Raw genomic sequence first — 21,303 nt, forward strand, 5'->3', positions numbered from 1 at the left:
GGTCTCGACCGTGGCGCCTCTCCCCGCTCCTCCTGAATCCCCATGTATCCAGGTTCGTCGCCCGCGACGCGTTCGTGATCAGGGAAGACCCTGAATTCCCCCGGAAGCCTGATATCAGGCGGTGAAGTCCACCACAACGAGCGCCTGGTCGTCGTGCCGTTTCGCGCGGGGCCAGCGTGTGCCGTCCGGGTCCTGCTTCTCGGCGGTGCGGACGGCGTCGAGTACCGCGTCCGGACCGTTCGCGCGGGCGAGACCCAGCGCTTCGGGCCAGTCGAACAGGTGGTATTCGTCGACCCCGATCGCGACCCCGTCACTGGCCAGCAGCGCGACGTCCACCGCCGACCTCGGCCAGGTTCGCCGCACCGCTTTCGCGGCCGCGCCGGGATCCGCTTCGGCGACCCAGAACCCGTCGTCGGCGTTGCGCCTGCGCCGGACGTCCGCGCCGGTCTGGAGCTTGCCGCCGTCCCGCAGTGCGACGAGCCGGTCGTCCGACACGACGTCCAGCTTGGTGCTGCCGAAGCGCCCGAAGGCGACTATCGGGCTGTCCGCGAGTACCAGCGCCTCGACCTCGTCGGGCTGCCAGCGCAGCATCGCGACGGTGCTCGATGGCGCGTTCCCGGGTCGCAGCCCGTGCTCCGCGGCGACGTCGGCGATCGACGCGGCGAGCACGTCGGCCAGGTCCGCGTCCGGTTCGGCGTGCAGGCCGGCGGCGAGCCGGTCGGCGAGCAGCCCGGCGTACCAGCCGCCGGGGGGCAGGTCAGGGTGCGGTGAAGTGGCGCCGTCGAGCAGGAGGACCGCGTTGTCCAGCACCACGACGTGGTCCTCGGTGGGGCGGTCTGCGCCGTCGGTGCCGACCCCGGCCCGTTCGGCGATCGCGATGTCGGGCATCCCGCGACTGTAGTACGGCGTCAACTGAGGTTGACATCCTCGGCGATGTCAACGTAAGTTGACAGCATGACTGAGGCAACGGACCTGGCCGCGCGAGCGGGCGATCGCGATCCCCGGGTGGGGCTGCGCGCCGTCGCCGCGCTCCGGCGGCTGCTGGAGCAACTGGAGGCCGTGCAGGTGCGCAGCGCGCGAGTGCACGGGTGGTCGTGGCAGGAGATCGCCGCCGAGCTGGGGGTCAGCAGGCAGGCGGTCCACAAGAAGTACGGGAGGCACTGATGTTCGAACGGTTCACCCCCGACGTCCGGTTCGCGCTCGTCGACGCGCAGCGGCTCGCCACCGAGATGGGCTCACGGGAGATCGAGCCGCTGCATCTGCTGGCAGAACTCGTCCGCAGCGCCGACAGTGACGCGTCCCGCCTGCTCACGCGGCTGGGCGTCTCGCGGGACGACATCGCGGGGGAGCTGGAGCGGTTCCGTCGCCGCGGCGGGATCACCGACACCGACGCCGAGGCGCTGACGGAGCTGGGCATCGACGTCGAGCAGATCGTCGAGCGGGTCGAGCAGACCCACGGTCCCGGCGCGCTCGCGGGACCGGGGCAGGGCCGCCGGGGCAAGCGCACGCTGCCGTTCGCCCCGACGACGAAGAGACTGATCGAGGGCTGCCTGCGGCAGGCGATCGAGATCGGGGACAAGACCCTCGGGCAGGACCACCTCCTGCTCGCGCTGGCGGCACAGCAGGGGGTCGCCGCCGACCTGCTCGCCCGGCACGGCGCCGACTATCCGACGCTGCGCCGGGCGATGCGGGAACGCAAGGCCGGCTAATGTGCGCCGTCTGGGCACCGTCGGTCCGGTTCCTCCTCTGGCAGGTCTTCCGTGCCGGGAGCTTCGGGACCGCGCCAGGTCACCAGCGGCAGGAGGGCCTGGGCGAGCGGGCCGATGGCCAGCGCGTAGAACACCGTCCCCACGCCGACCGACCCGCCGAGCAGCCAGCCCGCGGCGAGCACGGTCACCTCGATCCCGGTGCGCACCAGCCGGACGGACCAGCCGGTGCGCGCCGCGAGGCCGGTCATCAGCCCGTCGCGCGGGCCGGGGCCGAGGCGGGTGCCGACGTAGACCGCCGTCGCGACGCCGTTGAGCACCACCCCGCCGACCAGCAGCGTGATCTGCCAGGCGAGGACGTGCTGGTCCGGTAGTACGGCACGGACCAGGTCGACGACGATCGAGATGACCACGATGTTGGCGACCGTCCCGATGCCGGGCCGCTGCCGGATCGGGATCCACAGCAGGAGCACGGCGACGGCGATGATCGCGGTGAGCGTGCCGAAACTCAGGCCGGTCAGTTTGTTGAGGCCGTCGCTGAGGACGTCCCACGGGGCGAGGCCGAGGTGTGCCCTGGTCATCATCGCCATGCTCGTGCCGTACAGGGCGAGGCCCGCGAGCAGCTGTGCACTGCGCCGCACGGGGGCATGGGTGATCCGGACAGGGCGGAGATCGAGTTGTGCCACGCCTCCACTATCAGGGGCAAGTGGTCTTGAATACCATGGCCAATTCGTCATAATTGGCCTTATGCAACCCCAGATCCCACCAGGTGGACGGATATCGGGCCCTCGATTGGCTGGTTTGCTGGGTTCCTGGCGGCAAGGTGGCTCGCGGCACGGAGCCGCCGACCTCGCGGCAGCCATCGAACTGCACGTCCTGGACGGGCCCCGCCCCCACCCGCCCCCGCCGCCCCCCCCCCGGGGGCGGGCCCCGGCCCCGGGGATCAGCCGGACGCTGATCGGCGCCGCGCTCGACCGGCTGCGGGAGAGTGGGATCGTGGCCAGCCGCCGGGGTGCCGGATCGTGGGTCGCGGCACCACGGCGGGGCAGCGGGCCGCTGGTGCCCTCCGGCGACGACCTGATCTGTCTCGCGCGCGCGGCGCCGTCGGCGCTTCCCGGCATGGCCGGGGTGCTCGACACCGCCCGCCGGGCACTTACCGAGCACCTCGGCGAGCACGGCTACTACGAGCGCGGGCTGCTGGCGTTGCGGGAACGCATCGCGCAGCGCTATACCGACCGCGGGCTGCCCACCTCGGCGTCGCAGGTGATGGTGACCAACGGCGCCCATCACGCGTTCGTGCTGGTCCTGCGCATGCTGGCCGGACCGGGGGACCGGGTGCTGGTCGAGCAGCCGACCTACCCGAACGCGCTGGAGGCCATCCGGTCCGCGCATGCCGTCCCGGTGCCGGTCGCGCTCGACCCGGCGGGCGCGCGAGGCTGGGACATCGCCGGGATCGAGGCCGCGGTGCGCCAGGCGGCACCCCGGCTGGGCTACCTCGTGGTCGACTTCCACAACCCGACCGGACTGCGGCTCGACGCGGAAGGCAGGGAGCGGCTGGGCGCGCTCCTGGCCAGGACCAGGACGCCGGTGGTCGTCGACGAATCCCTGGTCGAACTGGACTACGAGGGGGACCCGGTGGACGGGCCGCCACCGCTGGCCGCGTCGGCGGGGGACCTGGCGATCACCGTCGGTTCGGCCTCGAAGTCGCATTGGGGCGGCTTGCGGATGGGGTGGATCCGGGCGTCGGAGGACATGCTGGGCAGGCTGGTTTCGTCGCGGTTCGCCGTGGATCTCGGCTCGCCGGTGTTCGAACAGGTCGTGCTCGCGGAATTGCTCGCCGAGGCGGGCTTCGGGATGCTGGCGCAGCGCCGCGAGGAGTTTCGTGCCCGCAGGGACGGGCTGGCCGAGGCGTTGAGCTGGTACTGCCCGGATTGGACGTGGACGCTGCCGCCGGGTGGCCTGTCGCTGTGGTGCCGGCTGCCGGAGCCGATGAGTACCCGGCTCGCGGTGGCGGCGGCCGGGCACGGGGTGCAGATCGCGCCCGGTTCGCGGTTCGGTGCCCACGGTGGGCTGGAACGCTGGCTGCGCCTGCCCTTCGCCCAGTCACCGGATCGGCTCTACGAAGCCGTTCGGCGGCTCAGCGCCGCAGCGTCCGCGGTTCGCGGCACGCCCGCCCCCACCGCCACCGAAATCCCGATCGCCTGAAACGACGACAACCGGTGCGCTGGATGGGGTCCGGTCCGGCCGCTCCAGGGATGGGCGGCGGTCGATGGGCATCCAGCGCACCGGCTGTTCGTGCCCGCCCCGGCGTCAGCCGGTGCGGGCACCGCGGCGGGGGGGCGGCGCCCCCCCCCCCCCCGCCCCGCCGCCCCCCCCCGCGCCCGCGGTGCGGGTGGCTCCGGGCCTTGACGGTTTCCCGTTCGGCGCGGTGAACGAGAACCCCCGGAGCACACCCGGTGTGGGTGCCCGGGGGGGGGGGGGGGGGGGGGCCCCGGGCCCGGGCCCCCCCCCCCCCGGGGGGGGGGGGCGGGGCGGGGACGGTTTGTGGGGGATACCCGAGGGAGGCGCGGGGGGCGCGGCGCCCCCCCGCCCGCGGGGGGGGGGGGGGGGGGGGGGGGGGGGGGGGGGGGGGCCGGCCCGCGGGGGCCACCAGGACCCGATCCAGCCGGGCGCGGTCGGCCGGTCGGGAAGCTGATGGGTCGAGAACCCCTGGTGTCGTCGAGGGAACACAGCAGACGTGAAGAAGTCACGGATAATGTGCTGTATCAGGGAAAACGTCGCGGACAGCCGCGGCCAAGGCCCGAAAGTTGATCTTGTTTTGGGCGTTCTTCTCCCCGCTGACCCGGTTTGGTGGTCAGTCGGGGGAGGTCGCGGGAAGGGCTGCTTCCCGGCCCGCGCCGTCGGCCGCGTGGTCGCGGCTGACGCCGATCAGGCGGAGCTGGGTGACAGTCGCCTCGTCGGTGTGCACGGCCAGCGGCTGGCGGGTACCGCCGGCGCTGTCGTGGCTGGTGCTGATGCTGGTCGAGGGCGCGACGACCGGCGCGTTCGGGGCGCCGGGCAGGCCGCCGCCTCCGCCGCCCCCGTCGGTCCTGGCGTGCGTGCCGGAATCGCGCGGCCGGTCCGGCGCGGTGGCGGTGGCGGCTGGTGTCTCCTGATGCCACCCGGATGCCCGCGGCGCCGGATCGGACGTGGCGGGGTACTGCGATGAGCCGGCCGCCGGGGTCGCCGGCGCGGCGGGGAGCGCGGCGGGCAGTGCCACGATCGGGCGTGCTTCGCCGGGCACGGTGATCTGGATGGCCGGCCGCGTCGCGGTGACGGTGCCGCTGCCGGACGTTCCGCCACCGGAGAACACCGGGTCGAGGATGTCGTCGAGCGGTGCCCGCACGATGGGGCCGGGTTCGCAGGATGGTGCTGTCGGCGGCGAAGCGAGCGGCGGCAGCACGGTGCCGACGGCGCCGGTGATCGTGTCGACCACGCCGCCCAGGGTGTCGCCGACGAGGCCGACCAGGCCGCCGACGAGCCCGCCGAGCAGTCCGGGCCCCTGCCGCGGCTGTGCTTGCGGCGTGTCGGCGGCAGGCTGGGTGTCGGCTGCTTCAGGCGTCGACGTCGCAGGGCTTTGCCGCTCGGCTGTTCGCGCGCTGTCGGGATCCGGCGTGCTGCTGCCCGCTGCGGGGCTTGGTGGCGCGGATGCCGCGGGTTCGCTCGGCGGCTGGGGAGCCGTCGACACGGCGGTGTGCCGCTGTGCGACCACCTGCCCGCTCGCGCTCGTGCTCCTGGCCGCGATCGACCGCCCGGAACCGCTTTCTTCGGACGCAGTGTCCGTTGTGGACGAACCGGTGGACGGAGTGGTGGGCGAAGTCGCCGGCGAGTCGGCGGGCGACCTGTGCTGGCGATGAGGCCGCGTCGCGTGCGCGTCCGCGTGCGAAGCCGAAGACGAGGCCGGTGTGGCGACGGCGGTGTCACCGGGCGACCCCGGGACGTCGTCGGCCGACGCGGCGGAGTTCGAGAGCGCGGCGCCGAGCAGCCAGCCTGCCAGCGTCAGGCCGCCGGCGAGGAGAATCCGGGCTGCGGGCCGGGGCAACGGGGCCGCCCACGGGCGTGGGCCGCGGAACCTGCCCGCGTGCGCCGGAGCGGGAACCGGGAGCGTGGCTTCTACCGGTCCGAGCGCGGGTAGCGCGATGCCGCGGCGAACTTCCGCCGTGCCAGTCACCGCCACCACCACCGTCCGCGCCTGAAGCTCAAGCGTTGCGCCACTTGAGGTTGCTCTTGCTGGGGTCTCTTCCGGCCAGGTCGCAGTTCCCCCGGTGCTCGCCCTCTTTCTAGCACCGCTGGCGAGTCTTTCATCTCTTCGGCGTTGTATCCACCCCGTAAGGCGGAACGGGCGTACCGGCTTCGGTGGCTGGTTGTCGGAAGTTGATCACTCTCAGTGTGATTTTTCCCGACTTGGAGCGGCCGACCGGGCGGCTGCGCAGAAGTACTCAAATGCCGGTTGACCTGATGTTTCCCGGATCCGTGCTGCGGAGCGTGCCGTCGAAGTCGCGTTCGGTGCTCGAATCCGGCGCTTCGCCGGGCGAGGTGGAAGGGGACGGCGGTGTGGTGGGACGAGGACTGGGACGACGCGGTGCGCAGGCTCTTCCCCGCGGTGGTGCGGCGGCTGGTGGCGCGGCACCTCGCCGAGGCCGATGCGCAGGACGCGTGTCAGGAGGCGTGGCTCGAACTCTTCCGGAAACCGTGCGCGCTGCGTGATCGTGACCGGTTGGAAGCGTGGCTCTGTACCACCGCGCGGCGTTGCTCGGCACGCATGATCGCCAGGCGGGCGCGGGAGGCCGTGGCGCTGCCGCGCTCTCCGGAACCCTCACCCGAAACCCGGGTGGTGATCGCGGAACGTGATCAGAAGCTGTGGAGCGTGGTCGCCGACCTGCCCGAGCGGTCACGGCGGCTGCTGTACCTGCTGGCGCATCGGCCGGAGCTGTCGATCGCCCAGGTCGCCGCCGATCTGGGGGTGAGCCCGGCGAGTGTCGCCACGCTGAGACGCCGTTGCTGCGAGCGTGTCCGGCGAAGACTGCAGGCCGAAGGCGTGCATCGCGGCTGAACGGATAGTGATCAGACGAGTCCGCCGGTCGGCGTCAGCCCAGTTTGCGCAATCGGGTGATGGCCTCGTCGATGACCTCGTTGCGCTTGCAGAACGCGAAACGCAGCAGGTGTTTCCACTCGTCCGGGTGATCTGTGAACACCTTGACCGGGACGGCCGCGACGCCCACTCGCTCGGGCAATTCCCACGCCAGTTCGGCGGCGTCGGTGAAGCCGAGCGGCCGGACGTCGACACAGATGAAGTAAGTCCCCGCAGTGCGGCGCACCGCGAACCCGGCGTCGGCGAGGCCCGTGGCCAGCCGGTCGCGTTTGTCCTGGAGGCTGTCGCGGAGGCCGTCGACCCAGGGCAGCTCGTGGTCCAGCGCGTGCGCGACAGCCGGTTGCAGCGGGCCGCCGGAGACGAACGTGATGAACTGCTTCGCGGCCTTCACCGCCGCGACCAGATCCGGCGTCGAGCAGACCCAGCCGATCTTCCAGCCGGTGCAGTTGAAGGACTTGCCCGCGCTCGAGATGCTCACCGTCCTCGACCGCATGCCGGGCAGCGTGACCAGCGGGATGTGTTCCGCGTCGTCGAACACCAGGTGCTCGTACACCTCGTCGGTGATCGCGATCAGGTCGCGCTCGACGCAGAGCGCCGCGAGCGCCGCCAGCTCCGCGCGGGTGAACACGGTGCCGGTCGGGTTGTGCGGCGAGTTGATCAGGATCGCGCGGGTGCGCGGGGTGACCGCGGCGCGCAACGCGTCGACGTCGAGACCGAAGCGCCCGTCGGGGCCTTCGACGAGCCCGACGACACGACGTTCGGCGCCGGCCATCGCCACCGCGGCCGCGTACGAGTCGTAGTACGGCTCGATGACGATGACCTCGTCGCCGGGCTGGGTGAGCGCGATCAGCGACGCGGCGATGGCTTCGGTGGCGCCCGCGGTGACGAGGATCTCGGTGTCCGGGTCGTACTCGGTTCCATACCGCGCCCGGTGGCTTGCGATGGCCGCGCGCAGCTCGGGCCTGCCGGGGCCGGGCGGGTACTGGTTGGCGCCGCCGTACAGGGCGTCCTTGGCCGCGTCGAGCATGCCGGCGGGGCCGTCGGTGTCGGGAAAACCCTGGCCGAGGTTGATCGCTTCGTGCTTGACGGCCAGCGCGGTCATCTCGGCGAAGATGGTCGACGTGAACGGCTGGAGGCGGGGGACGAGAGCAGGTTCGCGCACGAAGAGCCATCCTCACGGACAATGGCGTCGTGGAGCAACTGATCCCCGCGAAGACGACTCCGGCCGACCCGCCCGGCGGCGCCGCGGCCGAGGCCGAGAAGCAGCGCGGCCTGCGCAAGATGAAGCGGGTCGCGCTTTCGTTCCTGCTCGGCGCGACCGTGATCTTCCTGCTGACCAGCTGGGCCCAGTCCGCGGGCTGGCCGGGCTGGGTCGGCTACGTGCGGGCCGCCGCCGAGGCGGGCATGGTGGGCGCGCTGGCGGACTGGTTCGCCGTGACGGCGCTGTTCCGTCATCCGCTGCGGCTGAAGATCCCGCACACCGCGATCATCCCGAACAAGAAGGACGCGCTCGGCTCGAGCCTGGGTGACTTCGTGTCCACGAACTTCCTCTCGGAGGAGGTCATCCGCGACAAGCTGCGCCGCGTCGAGATCTCGAAGCGGCTCGGTGCCTGGCTCGCGCAGCCGGAGAACGCCGAGCGGGTCACGTCCGAGCTGGCGACGGCGGTGCGCGGCGCGGTGAAGGTGCTTCGCGACGACGACGTCCAGGCGATCATGGAACAGGCCGTGGTCAAGCGGGTCATGGCGAAGCCGTGGGGACCGCCGATCGGGCAGATCCTGGCCGGGGTGTTCGCCGACGGCGCGCACCACAAGCTGGTGGACCTGATGTGCGACCGCGGCTACGAATGGGTCCGCGACAACCACACGACGATGCTGCGCGTGGTCTCCGACCGGGCGCCAAGCTGGTCGCCGAAGTTCGTCGACGAGATGCTCGCGGACAAGGTCTACGGCGAGGTGCTCTCGTTCGCGTGGGCGGTGAAGACGGACGTCAACCACCCGATGCGGCTGGCGCTGGACAAGTTCCTCGGCGAGTTCGCGCAGGACCTGCAGACCGATCCCGAGGTGATGGCGCGGGCCGAGCAGGTCAAGACGCAGGTGCTGGAGCACCAGGAGGTCCAGAAGCTGATCGGCACGGCATGGGCCTCGACCAAGGAGATGCTGCTCAACGCGGCCGAAGACCCGTCGAGCGAACTGCGGCGGCGAGTGCGCGAAGGCCTCCGCTCGCTGGGCGGCCGCCTGGTGTCCGACGACCAGCTGCGGTCCAAAGTGGACGATTGGGTGGAAGGGGCCGCGGCGTACCTGGTGCGCAACTACGCCAAGGAGATCACCACGATCATCACCGACACCGTGGAACGCTGGGACGCCGAGGAGACCTCGCGCAAGATCGAACTCCAGGTCGGCAGGGACCTGCAGTTCATCCGCATCAACGGCACCGTGGTGGGTGCCTTGGCGGGTCTCGTCATCTACTCGGTGGCGCAACTGCTCTTCTGACCCGGCCCTGCGCCACTCCTGCCGCCGCCGGACTCCCTCCCGGCTAACCCCCTCCCCCACCCTTCCCTTGGGGGGCAGCCCTGCAACAGTCTATCGCCCCGGCACGACAGAACCCGGGCGAAAGCCGCTGAGGGCGCGAGTTGTCCACAACGGGGGTAAGGCTGTGGAAAGTTCGGTGCGGCAAGGCAAATCGTGCTGTGAAGGGGTCCTTACCGGCGCTGAGCGCCGGTAAGGATTCGGCGGGACCTCGTCACTGGCGAAGCCGGACGTTGGGCGTCCCGAACGGCGCGTTCGAGACGTTCAACGTCCGCACCGCGTCGTTCGGGACACGGGGTTCCGGGCCGCCACGCCCCACCAGCCTCACCCGTCACCACAGCCCCGAACGTCGGGGCCGCGAACGGCACCTTCACGACGTAGATCGCACCGGCGAGGCGGCCGAGTGCTGAAGGACACTTCAGTGCGTTGGCCGTGGTGAAGCGCCTTCAGTGCTCCGTCCATGCCCTCGCCACCACCCTCAACGGAGACGCTGCGCGTCCACAGCGCACCGAAGGCGTCCTTCAGCGCGAGCCGCACTACCGCGGCCGAGTCCCAGCACGCGAACAACGGCCGCGGCTCTATACCACACTTCGAGGACCCCGAAACCAGTTGTCCACAGGAAGCTGAGTTATCCCCCGGGTTATCCACAACATTTCACGGCGATGGAGTAGTGGGTATCCACAACGTGTGGGGGTGTGGATGAACAGTGAGCGGATATGTGGGGGCGCCGAGCGAGTTGTCCACAGTCGCCCGGTGGGGTTAGCTGTGGATCTCCGCCGCCCTGGCCCGCCAGGAGCGGGCCTTCTCGCGGTTGCCGCAGACCCGCATCGAGCACCACTGGCGGGAGCGGTTGCGGGATTCGTCGTAGAAGGCCCACAGACAGTCGTCCGCGGGGCAGATCTTCAGCCGGATCCAGTCGCCTCGCACCGCCAGCCGCGCCGAAGCCGCGAGAACCGCGCCGACGGCGTCCGCGGCGACCAGCGCCGGGCCGTCCTCGGTCAGGGAGATCTGCGTGGCGACGTCGAGGGCGCCGCCTGGTAGCCGGGGATCGCCGATCGCGGCCCGCAGTTTGTCCCGGGCTGCCCGCGCATCAGTAGCCGGATTCGGGGAAACCCCGTGTTCGGCGGCCCAGCGATGCCAGCGCTCGGGATCGTCGAGCAGATCGTCGCCGCGTTCGACGTTGACGGTGTTGAGAAAGGCCACCACCAGGGAAGCGTCGGTGTGCACCCCGTCAGTGTACGGGCGTGACCGGTTGCGACCTGCCCGCCTAACCACCATAATCCGAACATCGGTTACAGCTGGCGAAAGGGGCGACGGATGAGTGCGATACCGACGTTCGGGGGAGTGGCGCTGGACTGCCCGGATCCGGCGGCGCTGGCCGGGTTCTATCGGGAACTGCTGGGGTGGGACTCGGCCGAGATCAAGCACGAGGGGCACTGGGCCACGCTGACCAATCCCCAGGGCGGTGCACGGCTGGAGTTCCAGCGCGTCGAGGATTTCCGGGCGCCGGCATGGCCGTCGCAGGAGAATCCCCAGCAGGCGCACCTGGATCTCGACGTCGCCGACATGGAAGCCGCGCACGAGCGGGCACTGGAGATCGGCGCGAAGCTGCTGGACGACTCGCCACGTACGTTCCGCGTGTACGCCGATCCCGTCGGTCACCCGTTCTGTCTGTGCGCCTGCTGACCGGAACGCGCGGCTGACGCGCCGACCGGAAAATGCGTAGGCTGCCATATGTGATTTGTCCGAAGTGTCAGAATCAGATGCGGACCGTCGACAAGAACGGCATCCACATCGACCAGTGCGACGGCTGCCGCGGCATCTTCCTCGACCGTGGTGAGCTGGAAGCCATCGTCGGCGCGGAGAACACGTACTACAACCAGGCGCCACCGCCGTACCAGGGCGGTCCGCCGCCCACCGCGCACTACGGCAGGCCGGACTCGCCGAAGCCGTATCGCGGCGGCTACGGCGATTCACCCAAGCCGTACCGCGGTCGCTACGGCGATTCGCCGAAGCCCTACCGGCACGGCGGCTACTCCGACTCACCGCGGCCGTACGGACACGGCGGGCACGGCCACCGCAAGCGCAGCTTCCTCGAGAACCTCTTCGACTAGGTGGTTCTCGACCTCAGGATCTGCCCGGCCTGCGGGGACCGCGCCGAGCACCCGATCGTCGACGGCGAAACGCTCACCTGTGCCCACTGTGGGCACAGGTGGCCGTTTCGCAAGCTCCCGCTGTTCGCGCTGACCGGCCCGAGCGGCGCCGGGAAGTCGACCGTCGGGCCCGAGCTGGCCCGGCGGCTAGCTCCCGATGTCGTCGTACTGGAGCAGGACGTCCTGTGGATCGGCGCGCTGCGTGACGACATCCCGGCGTTCCGCTCGGCCTGGCTGCGGATGGCGGCGATGCTCCACCAGAACGGTCGGCCGGTCGTGCTGTGCGGGACCGTCGCGCCGCCGGAATTCGAACCGCTTCCCGAACGTGTCTTCTTCGACGGCATCCACTACCTCGCGCTGATCGCCGGCAACGACGTCCTGCGCCGCAGGCTCCGGGCCCGGCCGGAATGGCGCGAGTGGGACGAGCCACGCATCGACGAGATGCTGGAGTTCACCGACTGGCTCCGTGACAACGCGAAGGCGCTCGACGTCGAGCTGTTCGACACCACGGACGTCCCGCTCGAGGCCGCGACCGACCACGTCGAAGCCTGGGTCCGGGATCAGCTCACCCGCAGCGGCCAGCGGCGGCCGTCCGGCGAGTCCAGCCAGAACTCCTGACGTTCGCCGTCGAGGGTCAATCCGAACCGGTCCCGCTCCGGCTTGCCCAGCTCGCACCATTCGCCGTACGCGCGCTCGGCGATGTCCCACAACGCCCGTGGACCGCCCTGAGCGACTTCGCGGACGTCGCCCGCTTCGCGGCAACGCGCCCATGAGCCGTCCGGGTGGACGAGGACGAGCCCGCTGGTCGTGCCGTCGACGCCGGGTTGCGGGTCGAATTCCGTGGTGTCCTCGCGGATCGTGCCGACGCCTTCCAGCGCGAGACCGGCGAAGAACTCGAACCGGTTCTGCGGCTGGAGCACCATCGCCAGGGGCAGGTGAGCCCGTCGCCAATCCTTCGCGCACGGCGAGGGCGGCATCGGGAGATCGCGCCGGTGCGCGCGAAGCGGCATGAAGCGTCCGTCGCGGGCGAGCACCTGGCCTCGTCCCGTCCCGCCTTCGCCGACGACGATCCGGACCAAGCCGGCGCCGATCGGCCGGTTCAACGTCGTGACGATCATGCCGCCGGGCACGGTTTGCGCCAGCCACGCGGGCGGGATCACCGACACCGCGCAGGTGCACAGGATCCGGTCGTAGAGCACCCCGGCCGGGAATCCCTGGGCACCGTCCGCCGCCGCGCACGCCGGCGCGTACCCGCATTCCGCCAGCCGCGCCTTCGCCGCCGCCACGAGCGCGCCATCGATGTCCACTGTGGACACCTGGCCGGAGCCGGCGCGGTGGCAGAGCAGGGCGGTGTTGTAGCCCGTCCCGGTGCCGATCTCCAGCACCCGCTGGCCGTCGCCCAGCAGCAGTTCCTCCAGCATGATCGCCATGATCGAGGGCATGCTCGACGAACTCGTCGGCGTCCCGGCGACCGGTCCCGACCCGCGCGCCAGCTCCCAGAGGTTCGGGTCGTCGTCCAGCTGGGTAACCAGGACGTCGGTGGAGTAGACGCGCTCGCGCCAGCCGGGGTCGCCGCGTTCGACGGCCCGCCAGCCGCCGTCGACCGGCAGGAAGAACCGTGGCAGGAAGGCGTGGCGCGGCACCGAACGGAACGCGGCGATCCAGCGCGGGTCGTGCAGCACTCCCTCGGCGAGCAGCCGCTCGACGAGGCGGCGTCGCAGGCGCGCCATGCCTGTCATGTCCCCACGGTAGCGGGTGAGCGCGAACACACCCGATAGTTGCAAGCAGGGTGCTTGCAATAGCTAGCACTGGCGCGTAGCGTGGAAACCGTCGCGAGGAGGTGACCGGATGGCAGAAACCGGTGGGACCCAGCCTGGTACGGGCGGCCCGATGGAGAAGGTCGCGGACATCGCTTCCGACATCGGCGAGTACATCCGCCAGCAACGGAGCAACGCGAAGATCTCGCTGCGCCAGCTGTCCAAGCTCGCCGGAGTGTCCAATCCGTACCTGAGCCAGATCGAGCGCGGGGTCCGCAAGCCCAGCGCGGAGATCCTCCAGCAGATCGCCAAGGGCCTGCGCATCTCGGCCGAAGCGCTCTACGTGCAGGCGGGAATTCTCGACCTGCCGACGGGCGGCCCGGTCGGCGACGCGATCCGGGCCGACGCCGAGCTGACCGAACGCCAGAAGCAGGTCCTGCTCGACGTCTACGAATCCTTCCGTCGCGAAAACTCAGCTGCCCGGCCAGCCGCTGAGCCCACCGTGACCCCAGAGACCTCTGCACCAGCCGCCGAAGGCACCAAAGACACCAAGGAGTCAGCATGACCGCCCCGAAGACCGAGGACGTCCGCAAGGCCCTCAACAACGCCATCGACCAGGTTCGCACGCCGCTGCTCGCCGCGCTCGGGGCCGGCAACCTCGCCACCCAGGCCGTTTCCGACGCCGTGTCCAAGGCCAAGGAGAAGGTGACCGAGGGCAGCGAGACCGCCCGCAAGAACCTGTCCGACCTGCCGACCGACGTCGAGAGCCTGCGCGAGAAGGTCGACCCGGCCGAGCTGCGCAAGATCATCGACGAGTACACCGAGGCCGCGCTCAAGCTGTACAACAAGCTGGCCGAGTCCGGCGAGGAGGCCTGGGACAAGCTGACCGCGCAGCCGCAGGTCAAGAAGGCCATCGAGCAGCTCGAGGACGCCTTGAGCACTGCTCAGGAGCGCGTCGAGGGCGCCACCTCCGAGGCCCGCGAGCGCGTCGACGAGGTGCTCTCCAAGGTCACCAAGCGCACCCGCTCCGCCGGTGAGAAGACCGCCCGCACGGTCAAGAAGGTCGCCGCCGACACCGCCGAAGCCGTCGAGGACCTGGGTGACGACGTCGCCCACGAGACCCGCTCGGTGACTCGCAAGGTCGCGAACAAGACCGCTCCGCGTGCGGCCAGCACCACCCGCCGCACCACCACGAGCCCGGCCGCGAAGAAGCCGGCCACCCCGAAGGCCGACAAGTAACGAGCCCGCTCCGGCTCAGTCCCCCGGCGCCCGCATCGGCGTCGGGGGACTGAGCCGTTCGGGCGGTTTGCCGTAAGCTGGGACAGTGCTAGTCGCCGAATGGATCATGAGAGTCGTCCACTGGGGCAGCGCATCGGTCGGGCTCTTCGCCTTCATTCACGCGCTCCTTCAGCGAGCGGACGCGTACTCGGCCGCCGATCGCAAGACCAAGCCGATCTGGATGCTCATCACCGGCGGCAGCACGCTGGCGATGGCCCTGTTCCGGCTGGACACCGCCGGGATGATCTTCTGGGTGCCCGCGATGGCCGCCACGCTCGTCTACCTGGTGGACGTGCGGCCCCGGCTGATCGAGGTCCAGCGCGGCGGCCGGAACTGGTAGCACCCTCAGTGGAGCCGCTTCGCGTCACGGCTACATTCGAGAAGTGACGACCTGGACCATCGCCGGGAGCCTGACCGTCGTTCCCGCCCCCACCCGCACCGAACTGCTCGCCGAGCCCGTCGCGAAGGCGCTCGCCTCGCTGGCCGATCCGGATGCCATCGGCGTTTCCGAGATCGACCCCGAACTGGCCGACACCGCCGCCTTCTGCGAGGCCTACGGTTCCCCGCTCGACGCGTCCGCGAACTGCGTCGTCGTCGCCGGTAAACGCGCGGGCGAGGTCCGGTTCGCCGCGGCGATGGTGCTGGCCACCACCCGCGCCGACGTCAACGGCACGATCAAGCGCCGTCTCGACGTCCGCAAGGCGTCGTTCGCGCCGATGGACGAAGCCGTCGAACTCACCGGCATGGCCTACGGCGGGATCACGCCGGTCGGCCTCCCCTCGGACTGGCCGATCCTGATCGACAAGGCCGTCGCCGACGCGCCGGAGCTGGTCATCGGCAGCGGGATCCGGGGCAGCAAGCTGCTGATCTCCGGTGCCGCGCTCGCCGCGCTGCCCGGCGCCGAGGTGATCGAAGGGCTCGGCCGCCCGGTTGCCTGAGCGACGATGATCATCGCAAGCCACAACGACATCTACCCGCTCGACATCGAGGAGCGGATCGAACTCGCGCCCGGGCTGCTCGGCGCGATGGCCGAGAACCGGGCTCGGATGCTGGCCGCGCTGGCGTCGTCGCCGCGGGCCGTCTACGGCGTGAACACCGGTATGGGACGGCTCGCCGCTCATAAATTGTCACTCGAACAACAAGCCGAGCACCAACGGAATCTGCTCGTCGGACGCGCTGTCGGTGGCCCGCCGTGGCTGCCGGAGACCGATGTCCGGATGCTGCTGGTGGCGCGCCTGCGTGACGTCCTGCGCCCGGACGCCGGAGCGAGTCCGGAGCTGGCGCTGTTCCTCGCCGACCGGATCAACGACCGGTTCATCCCGGCCGTACCGCGTTCCGGGCTCGGCAGCGCGGGCGAGATCATCCCGCTCTCCCATGCCTTCCAGACGTTCCTGGGCATCGGCACGGTGCTGGAGGACGGCGTCGAAACCCCGGCGGCGGACGCACTCGCGCGGCGGGGCGCCGAACCGTACGTGCCGGGTCCGAAGGAGGGCGCGACGCTGATCCAGGGCTCGCCGCTCGCGATCGTGCACGCGGCGCGTACCTGGGGCGAGACCCAGCAACTTGTCGACTTGCAGACGTTGGCGGCGGCGATCACGATCGACGTCATGGGCGCGCCACGCGACGTCTACCAGCCGAAACTCGCTCGTGGCGACGACCACCGGTACACGTTGATGCACGAGCTGGAGATGCTGATCTCGGGCTCGTCAGTGCGGGCCGGGGTCGTGCAGGCGCCGGTGTCGGTGCGGGTCGGCCCGCGGGCCATCACCCACGCGGACCGGGTGAACAGCGATCTCGCCGCCGCGCTCCGGCGCTGGCGGGAGGATCCGACCGACTCGCCCGCGTTCCTCGACGGCGAGTTCGTGCCGACGACCGGGTTCCACGCGGTCGAGCTGGGCTTGCGGATGGACGCCGTCTCCGCCGCGCTGGTGCACCTCGGCGAGGTCTCCGTGCAGCGGATGAACCGGCTGCTCGACGAACGCTTCAGTGGCCTGCCGCCGCAGCTCGCCGTCGATCCGGGGCCGCAGGCGGGGCTGGTGCCGTTGCACAAACGGGCCGTCGGGGAGTTGCACGCGCTGCGACGGCTGGCGGCTCCGGCGACGCTCGGCTCGATGGACACGTCGGCAGGCCAGGAGGACGTGCAAGCGTTTGCGTGGGCAGCCGGGGAGCAGACACGGGCGGCCGCGGCGCATTTGTTCGCGATCACGGCGTGTGAGCTGATCGCCGGAGTGCAGGCGCATCACCTCCGCGAGACGCCCGCGCCGCTCGGGCTGCGCGCGGCGTACGCGTGGCTGACCGGGATCGTCCCGCCTGCGCTGGTCGACCGTCCACTCGGCCCAGACGTCGAGACGCTCGTCGGGCACTTGCGAGAGTCCTACTTCAACGACCTCACGACATTGACCTGAACCGGTCGCGACGGGACCCTTCCCAGCGCGCGAGGCTTACGGTGCCGGACGTGGCGCAGAACGACGTCGAGGCGTTCCAGTTTCCCGAGGACACCCTGCCGGTCCTCGGGCTGACCGACGAGGTCGACCGGCTGTGGGATCAAGGCCGCTTCGGCTCGGCCGTCGACGTGATCCTGCGGTACCTCAGGACGTACGGACGGTCGGCCGCCGCGTTCCGGTGGGCGCTGCCGCTGCTGCGGGCCACCCGGACTCCGGACGCGAACCTCGTCGAGCCAGTCACCGACGCGCAGCGCGCCAATCCCTATTTCGCACCCATCGCGACGGAGTGCGCGCGCTGTCAGTCCTTTTGGTACTCCGGCCACGTTCTCGTGCGGGAGCACCGGATGACGGTGACCAACCCGATCGGCAGGCAATGCCAGTCGTGCCGGTTCACGCTGTGCCGCGACTGCTTGACGCCCGACGACGCCCGCTGTCCGGAGGAAGGTTGTCCCGGCGAACTCGGCGTTCCGGTGCTGCCGACGGGACGTCCTCGCGGCATGCCTGCCAATCGGCACACCGGGAAGATCGAGCACGTGATCATCCTCTGGGAGGGCGAGCCGACCGAGATCGGCGAGATCACCCGGCTGCTCGATCTGGCGTGTACCTGGCAGGACTTCGCGGGTATCCGGGTGATGTCGCAGGAAGCCGATCTCGACCGGGAAGCCGGCGATCTGCTGGTGGCCGCCTGCGAACTCAACGGCGTACTCACTCCGCGCGCGTTGGATCGCACCCGCGGCCTGCTGATCGACAGTCCCGGCCTCGGACGGCGGCAGCTGCTCATCACCGCCGCGCCCGCCACCGGCCCGGCGTCCCGGCTGACCGGGCCGATCAGCTACACGGTGGCCAGGAAGCCCCGCAGCGCGAGCAGGCGCAACTGGTTTCGCAAGGCGAACTAGGCTAAATGTCCACAGTGGACTCCCGTGGCCGATGGGGCGAGGGCGTCACCGTGGCGGATCAGGTGAGTCGCGGCGAGGGCGGACCATGGCTGCCCTCGGAGATCTCGCGTGACGCCTAGCTCGGCGAGCGCGGCCTTGAGCGCGGGATCGGCGGCAGGGAACGCCGTGTGGTCCCCGAGGCGATACGCGATCAGGTGCCCCAATTCGGCGTCGAGACCGGGAGCGTGCGCCAGCTCCGCCGCTGAAGCGCCGTGCCGCAATGGGCTGTCTTCGCTGCGCGCGAGAACGGTGACGGCCGCGATCGTGGTGACGTCCTGGGCGGGAAGCCCGAGACCGGTCAGACCCGCGGCGTCGACGGCGGCCGGATCGGGGAACGTATGGGTGAGTCCACCGGGCAGGCCCGCGACCGGGGTACCCAGCTCCCTCGCGATCCGGCCCAGCCAGGACCGTACTTCATCGTTCTCGCGGCCACGGCTCAGGACGGCCCGCACGGCGACCTCGAACGGGCTCCACGTGCCCGGCACGGCCAGCCCCGGGCGGAGCCGGACGAGAAGGCCGAGCTGCGGATCGCCACGCAGCGCGGTGGCCGCCGCTGTCTGGTCGGTGTCGAGACCCAGGAGCTGGCCGACCCTGTCGACGACGTGGATCAGCCCGTACCAGTACGGCAGATGTGCCCGCAGCAGCAGGTGATCCGTGGTGCCGGGCAGGATTTCCAGCAGCCCCGGCGCGCCTTCGAGGGTGACCGTGCGGCGATACGTTTCGCCGTCCACCGATTCGACACCGGGAACCGCGCGAGCGGCGAGGAAAGCGCGGATCGCGTCCCAGTCGTAGCCGCGCAGGATCGGCAATCGCAGTGTCAGCCCGCCGTCCGCGACGAGCCGATCGGCCTTGCGGCGCCGGTTGCGCAGGTCCGTCGGCGAGGCGTGGAACACCTCGCGCATCGCCCGGTTGAACTGCCGCAGGCTGCCGAAGCCGGACGCGAAGGCGACGTCGAGGACCGTGAGGTCGCTGTCGTCGAGCAGCCGACGGGCGAAGTGCGCGCGACGCGACCTGGCCAGCTGATCCGGGCTGGCGCCCAGATGCCCCAGGAACAACCGGCGCAGGTGCCGGGCCGAAAGGCCGACGCGCTCGGCGAGCGCGGCCTCGGTGCCGTCGTGGTCGAGCGCGCCGTCGATGATCATCCGGACCGCGCGGCACACCAGCTCGGGAGCGTCGGAACCGATCGGCCCCGCCACGCGATACGGACGGCAGTGCAGACAGGCGCGAAAGCCTGCCGCCTCCGCCGCGGCGGCGTTCTCGAAGACGCGGATGTTGCGGGCGAGCGGTTTCGAGCCGCAGCCCGGCCGGCAGTAGATCCCGGTGGTGACTACGGCGGAGTAAGTGGTCACGGTTCCTTCCTACCCGGCACCACCGACAATTCCCGGCCGTCATGTCCGGATACGGCCGGACTCGGTGCGGTGCCGACGGAATGCTGGGTTTCGTCACCGGCGCTGGGGGTGCCGGTGCGAGCTTTCCCCGCAGGCACGTCGAAAGAACGGGACATGGACCTCGAAACACAGAACCGCTACGCCGCAACGTTCGCGGCGCTGCACCGGCCGGTCGAACCGCTGTTGCTGCCGAATGCGTGGGACGCCGCGTCGGCGGCCGTCATCGCCGACGCCGGTGCCCCGGCGATCGCGACCACCAGCGCCGGAGTCGCCTGGTCGCTCGGTGTCCCCGACGCCGCCGACCTCGGTGCGGAGCGCGCCGCCGGAGTCGTCGAACGCATCACGGCGGTGGCCGGGATCCCGGTTTCCGCTGATATCGAAGCCGGATACGGCCCCGCTCCCGAGGATCTCGCCGCGACGACCGAGGCCGTGGTCAAGGCGGGCGCTGTCGGCGTGAACATCGAGGACCGCATCGGTGCCACCCTGCTCGAACCCGCCGAGCAGGCTGAACGGCTCGCGGCCGCCCGCGCCGCCGCGGAACGTCTCGGCGTCAAGCTGTGGATCAACGCCAGGACCGACCTTTTCCTTGCGGGAGAAGGCCCTCTCGACGTCCGGCTCGACGCGGCGCTGGACCGCGCGTACCGGTATGCCAAGGCGGGTGCGGACAGTCTGTTCGTGCCGGGGCTACTGGATCTCGACGCGATCGCCAAGCTCGTCGCGGGGCCGTTGCCGGTGGCGGTGATGGCCTTCCCCGGCGCGCCGTCGGTCGCGGACTTCGCCGAAGCCGGGGCTGTCCGCGTCAGCCTCGGCGGGGCGATCGCCCAAGCGGCCTATGCTGTCGCGGCGCGCACGACGACTGAGCTGCTCACGAAGGGCACGTACGAAAGCACCGCCGGTGGAGTCGATTACGGGGCGGTCAACCGGCGCTTGACCCAGGTCGCCGAACGGGCGTGAGCCCGGAAGCCCAGCGACTGGTAGAGCGGCACGGCGCCCACCGACTTCGGGTGGCCGATCACCGGGTAGACCACGGCCTGGTGGGCGCCGGCCGCGCGCAGCGCGTGCAACGCGGCGAGACAGACCGCGCGGCCGAGGCCCTTGCCCCGATAGCGCGGGTCGGTACCGACGGGTTCGAGTTCGCCCGCGCCGTTGTGGTCGTCGAGCCAGATCAGGCACTGCGCGGCGAAATCGCCGTCGGGTGCCTCGACGACCCAGTCCAGATCCGCGCGATACGGCCAGGCACGCATGACGTTCGCGTAGCTCTCCTCGGTGACCCGCGACGGATGCCAGACGGCCTGGTGCACCGCGACGCGCCGCGCGAGATCGTCAGCAGTGCAGGGGCGGAGGTGAAACCCTTGTGGCACAACAGGTTCCGGCAGGTCGTCGAGGTCGCGTGACATATAGGTCTCGAACACTGCTCTCTCTTCGCGAGAGTACCCGTCCGTTTCGAGAGCAGTGCTCACGTGTTTCTCGGCGTCGACGATCGTGACGGTCAGCGTGGGTGAGGTGGCAACCTCGGCGAACCAGGCGAGGACTTCGGCGGCGAGTTCGGGCCGGGCCGGGTCGACCTGGAGCATGAGTTCGCCGGGGAGCGTCACCCAGCCCCAGGCGAGAGTGGTGTCGTTCTCGGCCCAGATCGCGGTCGGCCATTCGGCTTCGCGGCCGGTGCTTTGGTAGCGCTGCCAGGAGAGATCGCCGATGTGAACGGAACTTTCGGGGGTCCAGATGCGCTGCGTCAGCTCCTGCATGGCACGGAGATCGTCGGCCCCGCCGAACTGTCGTCGCATGGGCCCATCCTGCGATGCCTCCGCGCCCGGGGCCACCCAATTTCACGGACGGGGTGGGCGTGGCGGCAGCTCATGTCTTGACAGTGCGACGCGGCCAGTGCACTGAAGGACGCCTTCGGTGCACTGGCCGTGCTGAAGGACGCCTTCAGCGCACTCAACGCACCAGTCTCTTATACACATATGAAGCTGCCCACGACAAAG

General features: G+C 70.7%; 23 protein-coding genes. 15 read left to right on the forward strand and 8 right to left on the reverse strand.

What is annotated here, in order from left to right; all coding sequences use genetic code 11:
* Positions 1-114: 114 nt before the first annotated feature.
* Positions 115-888, reverse strand: coding sequence for a hypothetical protein (locus ACFWY9_RS31755; RefSeq protein ID WP_378329739.1), 774 nt, complete (start codon positions 886-888; stop codon positions 115-117).
* 66 nt (positions 889-954) lie between these two features.
* Between ACFWY9_RS31755 and ACFWY9_RS31760 the strand changes: the two genes are divergently transcribed.
* Both ACFWY9_RS31760 and ACFWY9_RS31765 read left to right on the forward strand, forming a co-directional pair.
* Positions 955-1,164, forward strand: coding sequence for a sigma factor-like helix-turn-helix DNA-binding protein (locus ACFWY9_RS31760; protein WP_004559389.1), 210 nt, complete (start codon positions 955-957; stop codon positions 1,162-1,164).
* Positions 1,164-1,709: a Clp protease N-terminal domain-containing protein gene (locus ACFWY9_RS31765; protein ID WP_378329740.1), complete on the forward strand. Its 546-nt coding sequence runs from the start codon at positions 1,164-1,166 to the stop codon at positions 1,707-1,709. Before ACFWY9_RS31760 ends, ACFWY9_RS31765 begins: the two co-directional genes overlap by 1 nt.
* Here the strand turns inward: ACFWY9_RS31765 and ACFWY9_RS31770 are convergent.
* Entirely contained in the window at positions 1,706-2,392 is a 687-nt protein-coding gene (locus ACFWY9_RS31770; protein ID WP_378329741.1) for a YitT family protein, read from the reverse strand. The two genes, ACFWY9_RS31765 and ACFWY9_RS31770, sit on opposite strands and share 4 nt — an antisense overlap.
* A gap of 61 nt (positions 2,393-2,453) precedes the next feature.
* On the opposite strand from ACFWY9_RS31770, the gene ACFWY9_RS31775 reads away from it, so the two are divergent.
* Positions 2,454-3,911 (forward strand): PLP-dependent aminotransferase family protein, encoded by a 1,458-nt coding sequence (locus tag ACFWY9_RS31775; protein WP_378340592.1) that lies wholly within the window; start codon positions 2,454-2,456, stop codon positions 3,909-3,911.
* 649 nt (positions 3,912-4,560) lie between these two features.
* On the opposite strand, the gene ACFWY9_RS31780 is transcribed toward ACFWY9_RS31775, so the two are convergent.
* Positions 4,561-5,916 (reverse strand): hypothetical protein, encoded by a 1,356-nt coding sequence (locus ACFWY9_RS31780; protein WP_378323718.1) that lies wholly within the window; start codon positions 5,914-5,916, stop codon positions 4,561-4,563.
* Between the two features lie 381 nt (positions 5,917-6,297).
* Between ACFWY9_RS31780 and ACFWY9_RS31785 the strand changes: the two genes are divergently transcribed.
* Positions 6,298-6,798, forward strand: coding sequence for an RNA polymerase sigma factor (locus ACFWY9_RS31785; protein WP_378323717.1), 501 nt, complete (start codon positions 6,298-6,300; stop codon positions 6,796-6,798).
* 34 nt (positions 6,799-6,832) lie between these two features.
* Here ACFWY9_RS31785 and ACFWY9_RS31790 read toward each other — a convergent pair whose 3' ends face one another.
* Positions 6,833-7,999 carry a pyridoxal phosphate-dependent aminotransferase gene (locus ACFWY9_RS31790; protein WP_378323716.1) on the reverse strand — a complete coding sequence of 389 codons (1,167 nt, stop codon included), beginning with the start codon at positions 7,997-7,999 and terminating at the stop codon, positions 6,833-6,835.
* A gap of 29 nt (positions 8,000-8,028) precedes the next feature.
* Between ACFWY9_RS31790 and ACFWY9_RS31795 the strand changes: the two genes are divergently transcribed.
* Positions 8,029-9,327 (forward strand): DUF445 domain-containing protein, encoded by a 1,299-nt coding sequence (locus ACFWY9_RS31795; RefSeq protein WP_378323715.1) that lies wholly within the window; start codon positions 8,029-8,031, stop codon positions 9,325-9,327.
* Between the two features lie 795 nt (positions 9,328-10,122).
* On the opposite strand, the gene ACFWY9_RS31800 is transcribed toward ACFWY9_RS31795, so the two are convergent.
* Positions 10,123-10,590 (reverse strand): CGNR zinc finger domain-containing protein, encoded by a 468-nt coding sequence (locus tag ACFWY9_RS31800; protein ID WP_378323714.1) that lies wholly within the window; start codon positions 10,588-10,590, stop codon positions 10,123-10,125.
* A gap of 90 nt (positions 10,591-10,680) precedes the next feature.
* On the opposite strand from ACFWY9_RS31800, the gene ACFWY9_RS31805 reads away from it, so the two are divergent.
* From ACFWY9_RS31805 to ACFWY9_RS31815, 3 genes are read left to right on the forward strand one after another with little or no spacing between them, the layout of a single operon-like run.
* On the forward strand, positions 10,681-11,049 hold the full coding sequence (locus ACFWY9_RS31805; RefSeq protein WP_378323713.1) for a VOC family protein: 369 nt from the start codon (positions 10,681-10,683) through the stop codon (positions 11,047-11,049).
* A gap of 32 nt (positions 11,050-11,081) precedes the next feature.
* Positions 11,082-11,477 carry a zf-TFIIB domain-containing protein gene (locus ACFWY9_RS31810; protein WP_378323712.1) on the forward strand — a complete coding sequence of 132 codons (396 nt, stop codon included), beginning with the start codon at positions 11,082-11,084 and terminating at the stop codon, positions 11,475-11,477.
* Positions 11,478-12,134 carry an AAA family ATPase gene (locus ACFWY9_RS31815; RefSeq protein WP_378340593.1) on the forward strand — a complete coding sequence of 219 codons (657 nt, stop codon included), beginning with the start codon at positions 11,478-11,480 and terminating at the stop codon, positions 12,132-12,134.
* Here ACFWY9_RS31815 and ACFWY9_RS31820 read toward each other — a convergent pair.
* Positions 12,077-13,255, reverse strand: coding sequence for a methyltransferase domain-containing protein (locus ACFWY9_RS31820; RefSeq protein ID WP_378340594.1), 1,179 nt, complete (start codon positions 13,253-13,255; stop codon positions 12,077-12,079). The two genes, ACFWY9_RS31815 and ACFWY9_RS31820, sit on opposite strands and share 58 nt — an antisense overlap.
* A 151-nt stretch (positions 13,256-13,406) precedes the next feature.
* On the opposite strand from ACFWY9_RS31820, the gene ACFWY9_RS31825 reads away from it, so the two are divergent.
* The 6 genes from ACFWY9_RS31825 (at position 13,407) to ACFWY9_RS31850 (ending at position 17,891) form a co-directional block, all read left to right on the forward strand.
* Positions 13,407-13,838, forward strand: coding sequence for a helix-turn-helix domain-containing protein (locus ACFWY9_RS31825; RefSeq protein WP_378323733.1), 432 nt, complete (start codon positions 13,407-13,409; stop codon positions 13,836-13,838).
* Positions 13,835-14,512 (forward strand): hypothetical protein, encoded by a 678-nt coding sequence (locus ACFWY9_RS31830; protein ID WP_378323709.1) that lies wholly within the window; start codon positions 13,835-13,837, stop codon positions 14,510-14,512. The genes ACFWY9_RS31825 and ACFWY9_RS31830 overlap by 4 nt, the downstream gene beginning before the upstream one ends.
* An 85-nt stretch (positions 14,513-14,597) precedes the next feature.
* Entirely contained in the window at positions 14,598-14,891 is a 294-nt protein-coding gene (locus ACFWY9_RS31835) for a DUF2516 family protein (RefSeq protein WP_378323708.1), read from the forward strand.
* Positions 14,892-14,934: 43 nt separating this feature from the next.
* Positions 14,935-15,489 (forward strand): YbaK/EbsC family protein, encoded by a 555-nt coding sequence (locus ACFWY9_RS31840; protein WP_378323707.1) that lies wholly within the window; start codon positions 14,935-14,937, stop codon positions 15,487-15,489.
* Positions 15,490-15,495: 6 nt separating this feature from the next.
* A complete protein-coding gene (locus ACFWY9_RS31845) occupies positions 15,496-16,956 on the forward strand; it encodes an aromatic amino acid lyase (RefSeq protein WP_378340595.1) in 1,461 nt (486 codons plus the stop codon).
* 50 nt (positions 16,957-17,006) lie between these two features.
* Positions 17,007-17,891, forward strand: coding sequence for a hypothetical protein (locus ACFWY9_RS31850; protein WP_378340596.1), 885 nt, complete (start codon positions 17,007-17,009; stop codon positions 17,889-17,891).
* On the opposite strand, the gene ACFWY9_RS31855 is transcribed toward ACFWY9_RS31850, so the two are convergent.
* The gene (locus tag ACFWY9_RS31855) at positions 17,888-19,279 is read right to left on the reverse strand and encodes an AlkA N-terminal domain-containing protein (RefSeq protein ID WP_378340597.1); all 1,392 of its coding nucleotides are present in this window, start codon (positions 19,277-19,279) and stop codon (positions 17,888-17,890) included. The genes ACFWY9_RS31850 and ACFWY9_RS31855 overlap by 4 nt on opposite strands.
* A 153-nt stretch (positions 19,280-19,432) precedes the next feature.
* Between ACFWY9_RS31855 and ACFWY9_RS31860 the strand changes: the two genes are divergently transcribed.
* The gene (locus tag ACFWY9_RS31860; protein ID WP_378340598.1) at positions 19,433-20,272 is read left to right on the forward strand and encodes an isocitrate lyase/phosphoenolpyruvate mutase family protein; all 840 of its coding nucleotides are present in this window, start codon (positions 19,433-19,435) and stop codon (positions 20,270-20,272) included.
* Here the strand turns inward: ACFWY9_RS31860 and ACFWY9_RS31865 are convergent.
* Positions 20,224-21,102 carry a GNAT family N-acetyltransferase gene (locus ACFWY9_RS31865; RefSeq protein ID WP_378340599.1) on the reverse strand — a complete coding sequence of 293 codons (879 nt, stop codon included), beginning with the start codon at positions 21,100-21,102 and terminating at the stop codon, positions 20,224-20,226. The genes ACFWY9_RS31860 and ACFWY9_RS31865 overlap by 49 nt on opposite strands.
* Positions 21,103-21,303: the final 201 nt, after the last annotated feature.

Origin of the sequence: Amycolatopsis sp. NPDC059027 (assembly GCF_042739735.1) — a bacterium.
GTDB lineage: Bacteria > Actinomycetota > Actinomycetes > Mycobacteriales > Pseudonocardiaceae > Amycolatopsis.

Excerpts from the sequence above, each read along its gene's own strand:
- ACFWY9_RS31755 (WP_378329739.1), bottom strand. The coding sequence starts at position 888 with ATGCCCGACATCGCGATCGCCGAACGGGCCGGGGTCGGCACCGACGGC.
- ACFWY9_RS31760 (WP_004559389.1), top strand. The coding sequence starts at position 955 with ATGACTGAGGCAACGGACCTGGCCGCGCGAGCGGGCGATCGCGATCCC.
- ACFWY9_RS31765 (WP_378329740.1), top strand. The coding sequence starts at position 1,164 with ATGTTCGAACGGTTCACCCCCGACGTCCGGTTCGCGCTCGTCGACGCG.
- ACFWY9_RS31775 (WP_378340592.1), top strand. The coding sequence starts at position 2,454 with ATGCAACCCCAGATCCCACCAGGTGGACGGATATCGGGCCCTCGATTG.
- ACFWY9_RS31805 (WP_378323713.1), top strand. The coding sequence starts at position 10,681 with ATGAGTGCGATACCGACGTTCGGGGGAGTGGCGCTGGACTGCCCGGAT.
- ACFWY9_RS31810 (WP_378323712.1), top strand. The coding sequence starts at position 11,082 with ATGCGTAGGCTGCCATATGTGATTTGTCCGAAGTGTCAGAATCAGATG.
- ACFWY9_RS31820 (WP_378340594.1), bottom strand. The coding sequence starts at position 13,255 with ATGACAGGCATGGCGCGCCTGCGACGCCGCCTCGTCGAGCGGCTGCTC.
- ACFWY9_RS31825 (WP_378323733.1), top strand. The coding sequence starts at position 13,407 with ATGGAGAAGGTCGCGGACATCGCTTCCGACATCGGCGAGTACATCCGC.
- ACFWY9_RS31830 (WP_378323709.1), top strand. The coding sequence starts at position 13,835 with ATGACCGCCCCGAAGACCGAGGACGTCCGCAAGGCCCTCAACAACGCC.
- ACFWY9_RS31845 (WP_378340595.1), top strand. The coding sequence starts at position 15,496 with ATGATCATCGCAAGCCACAACGACATCTACCCGCTCGACATCGAGGAG.
- ACFWY9_RS31860 (WP_378340598.1), top strand. The coding sequence starts at position 19,433 with ATGGACCTCGAAACACAGAACCGCTACGCCGCAACGTTCGCGGCGCTG.
- ACFWY9_RS31865 (WP_378340599.1), bottom strand. The coding sequence starts at position 21,102 with ATGCGACGACAGTTCGGCGGGGCCGACGATCTCCGTGCCATGCAGGAG.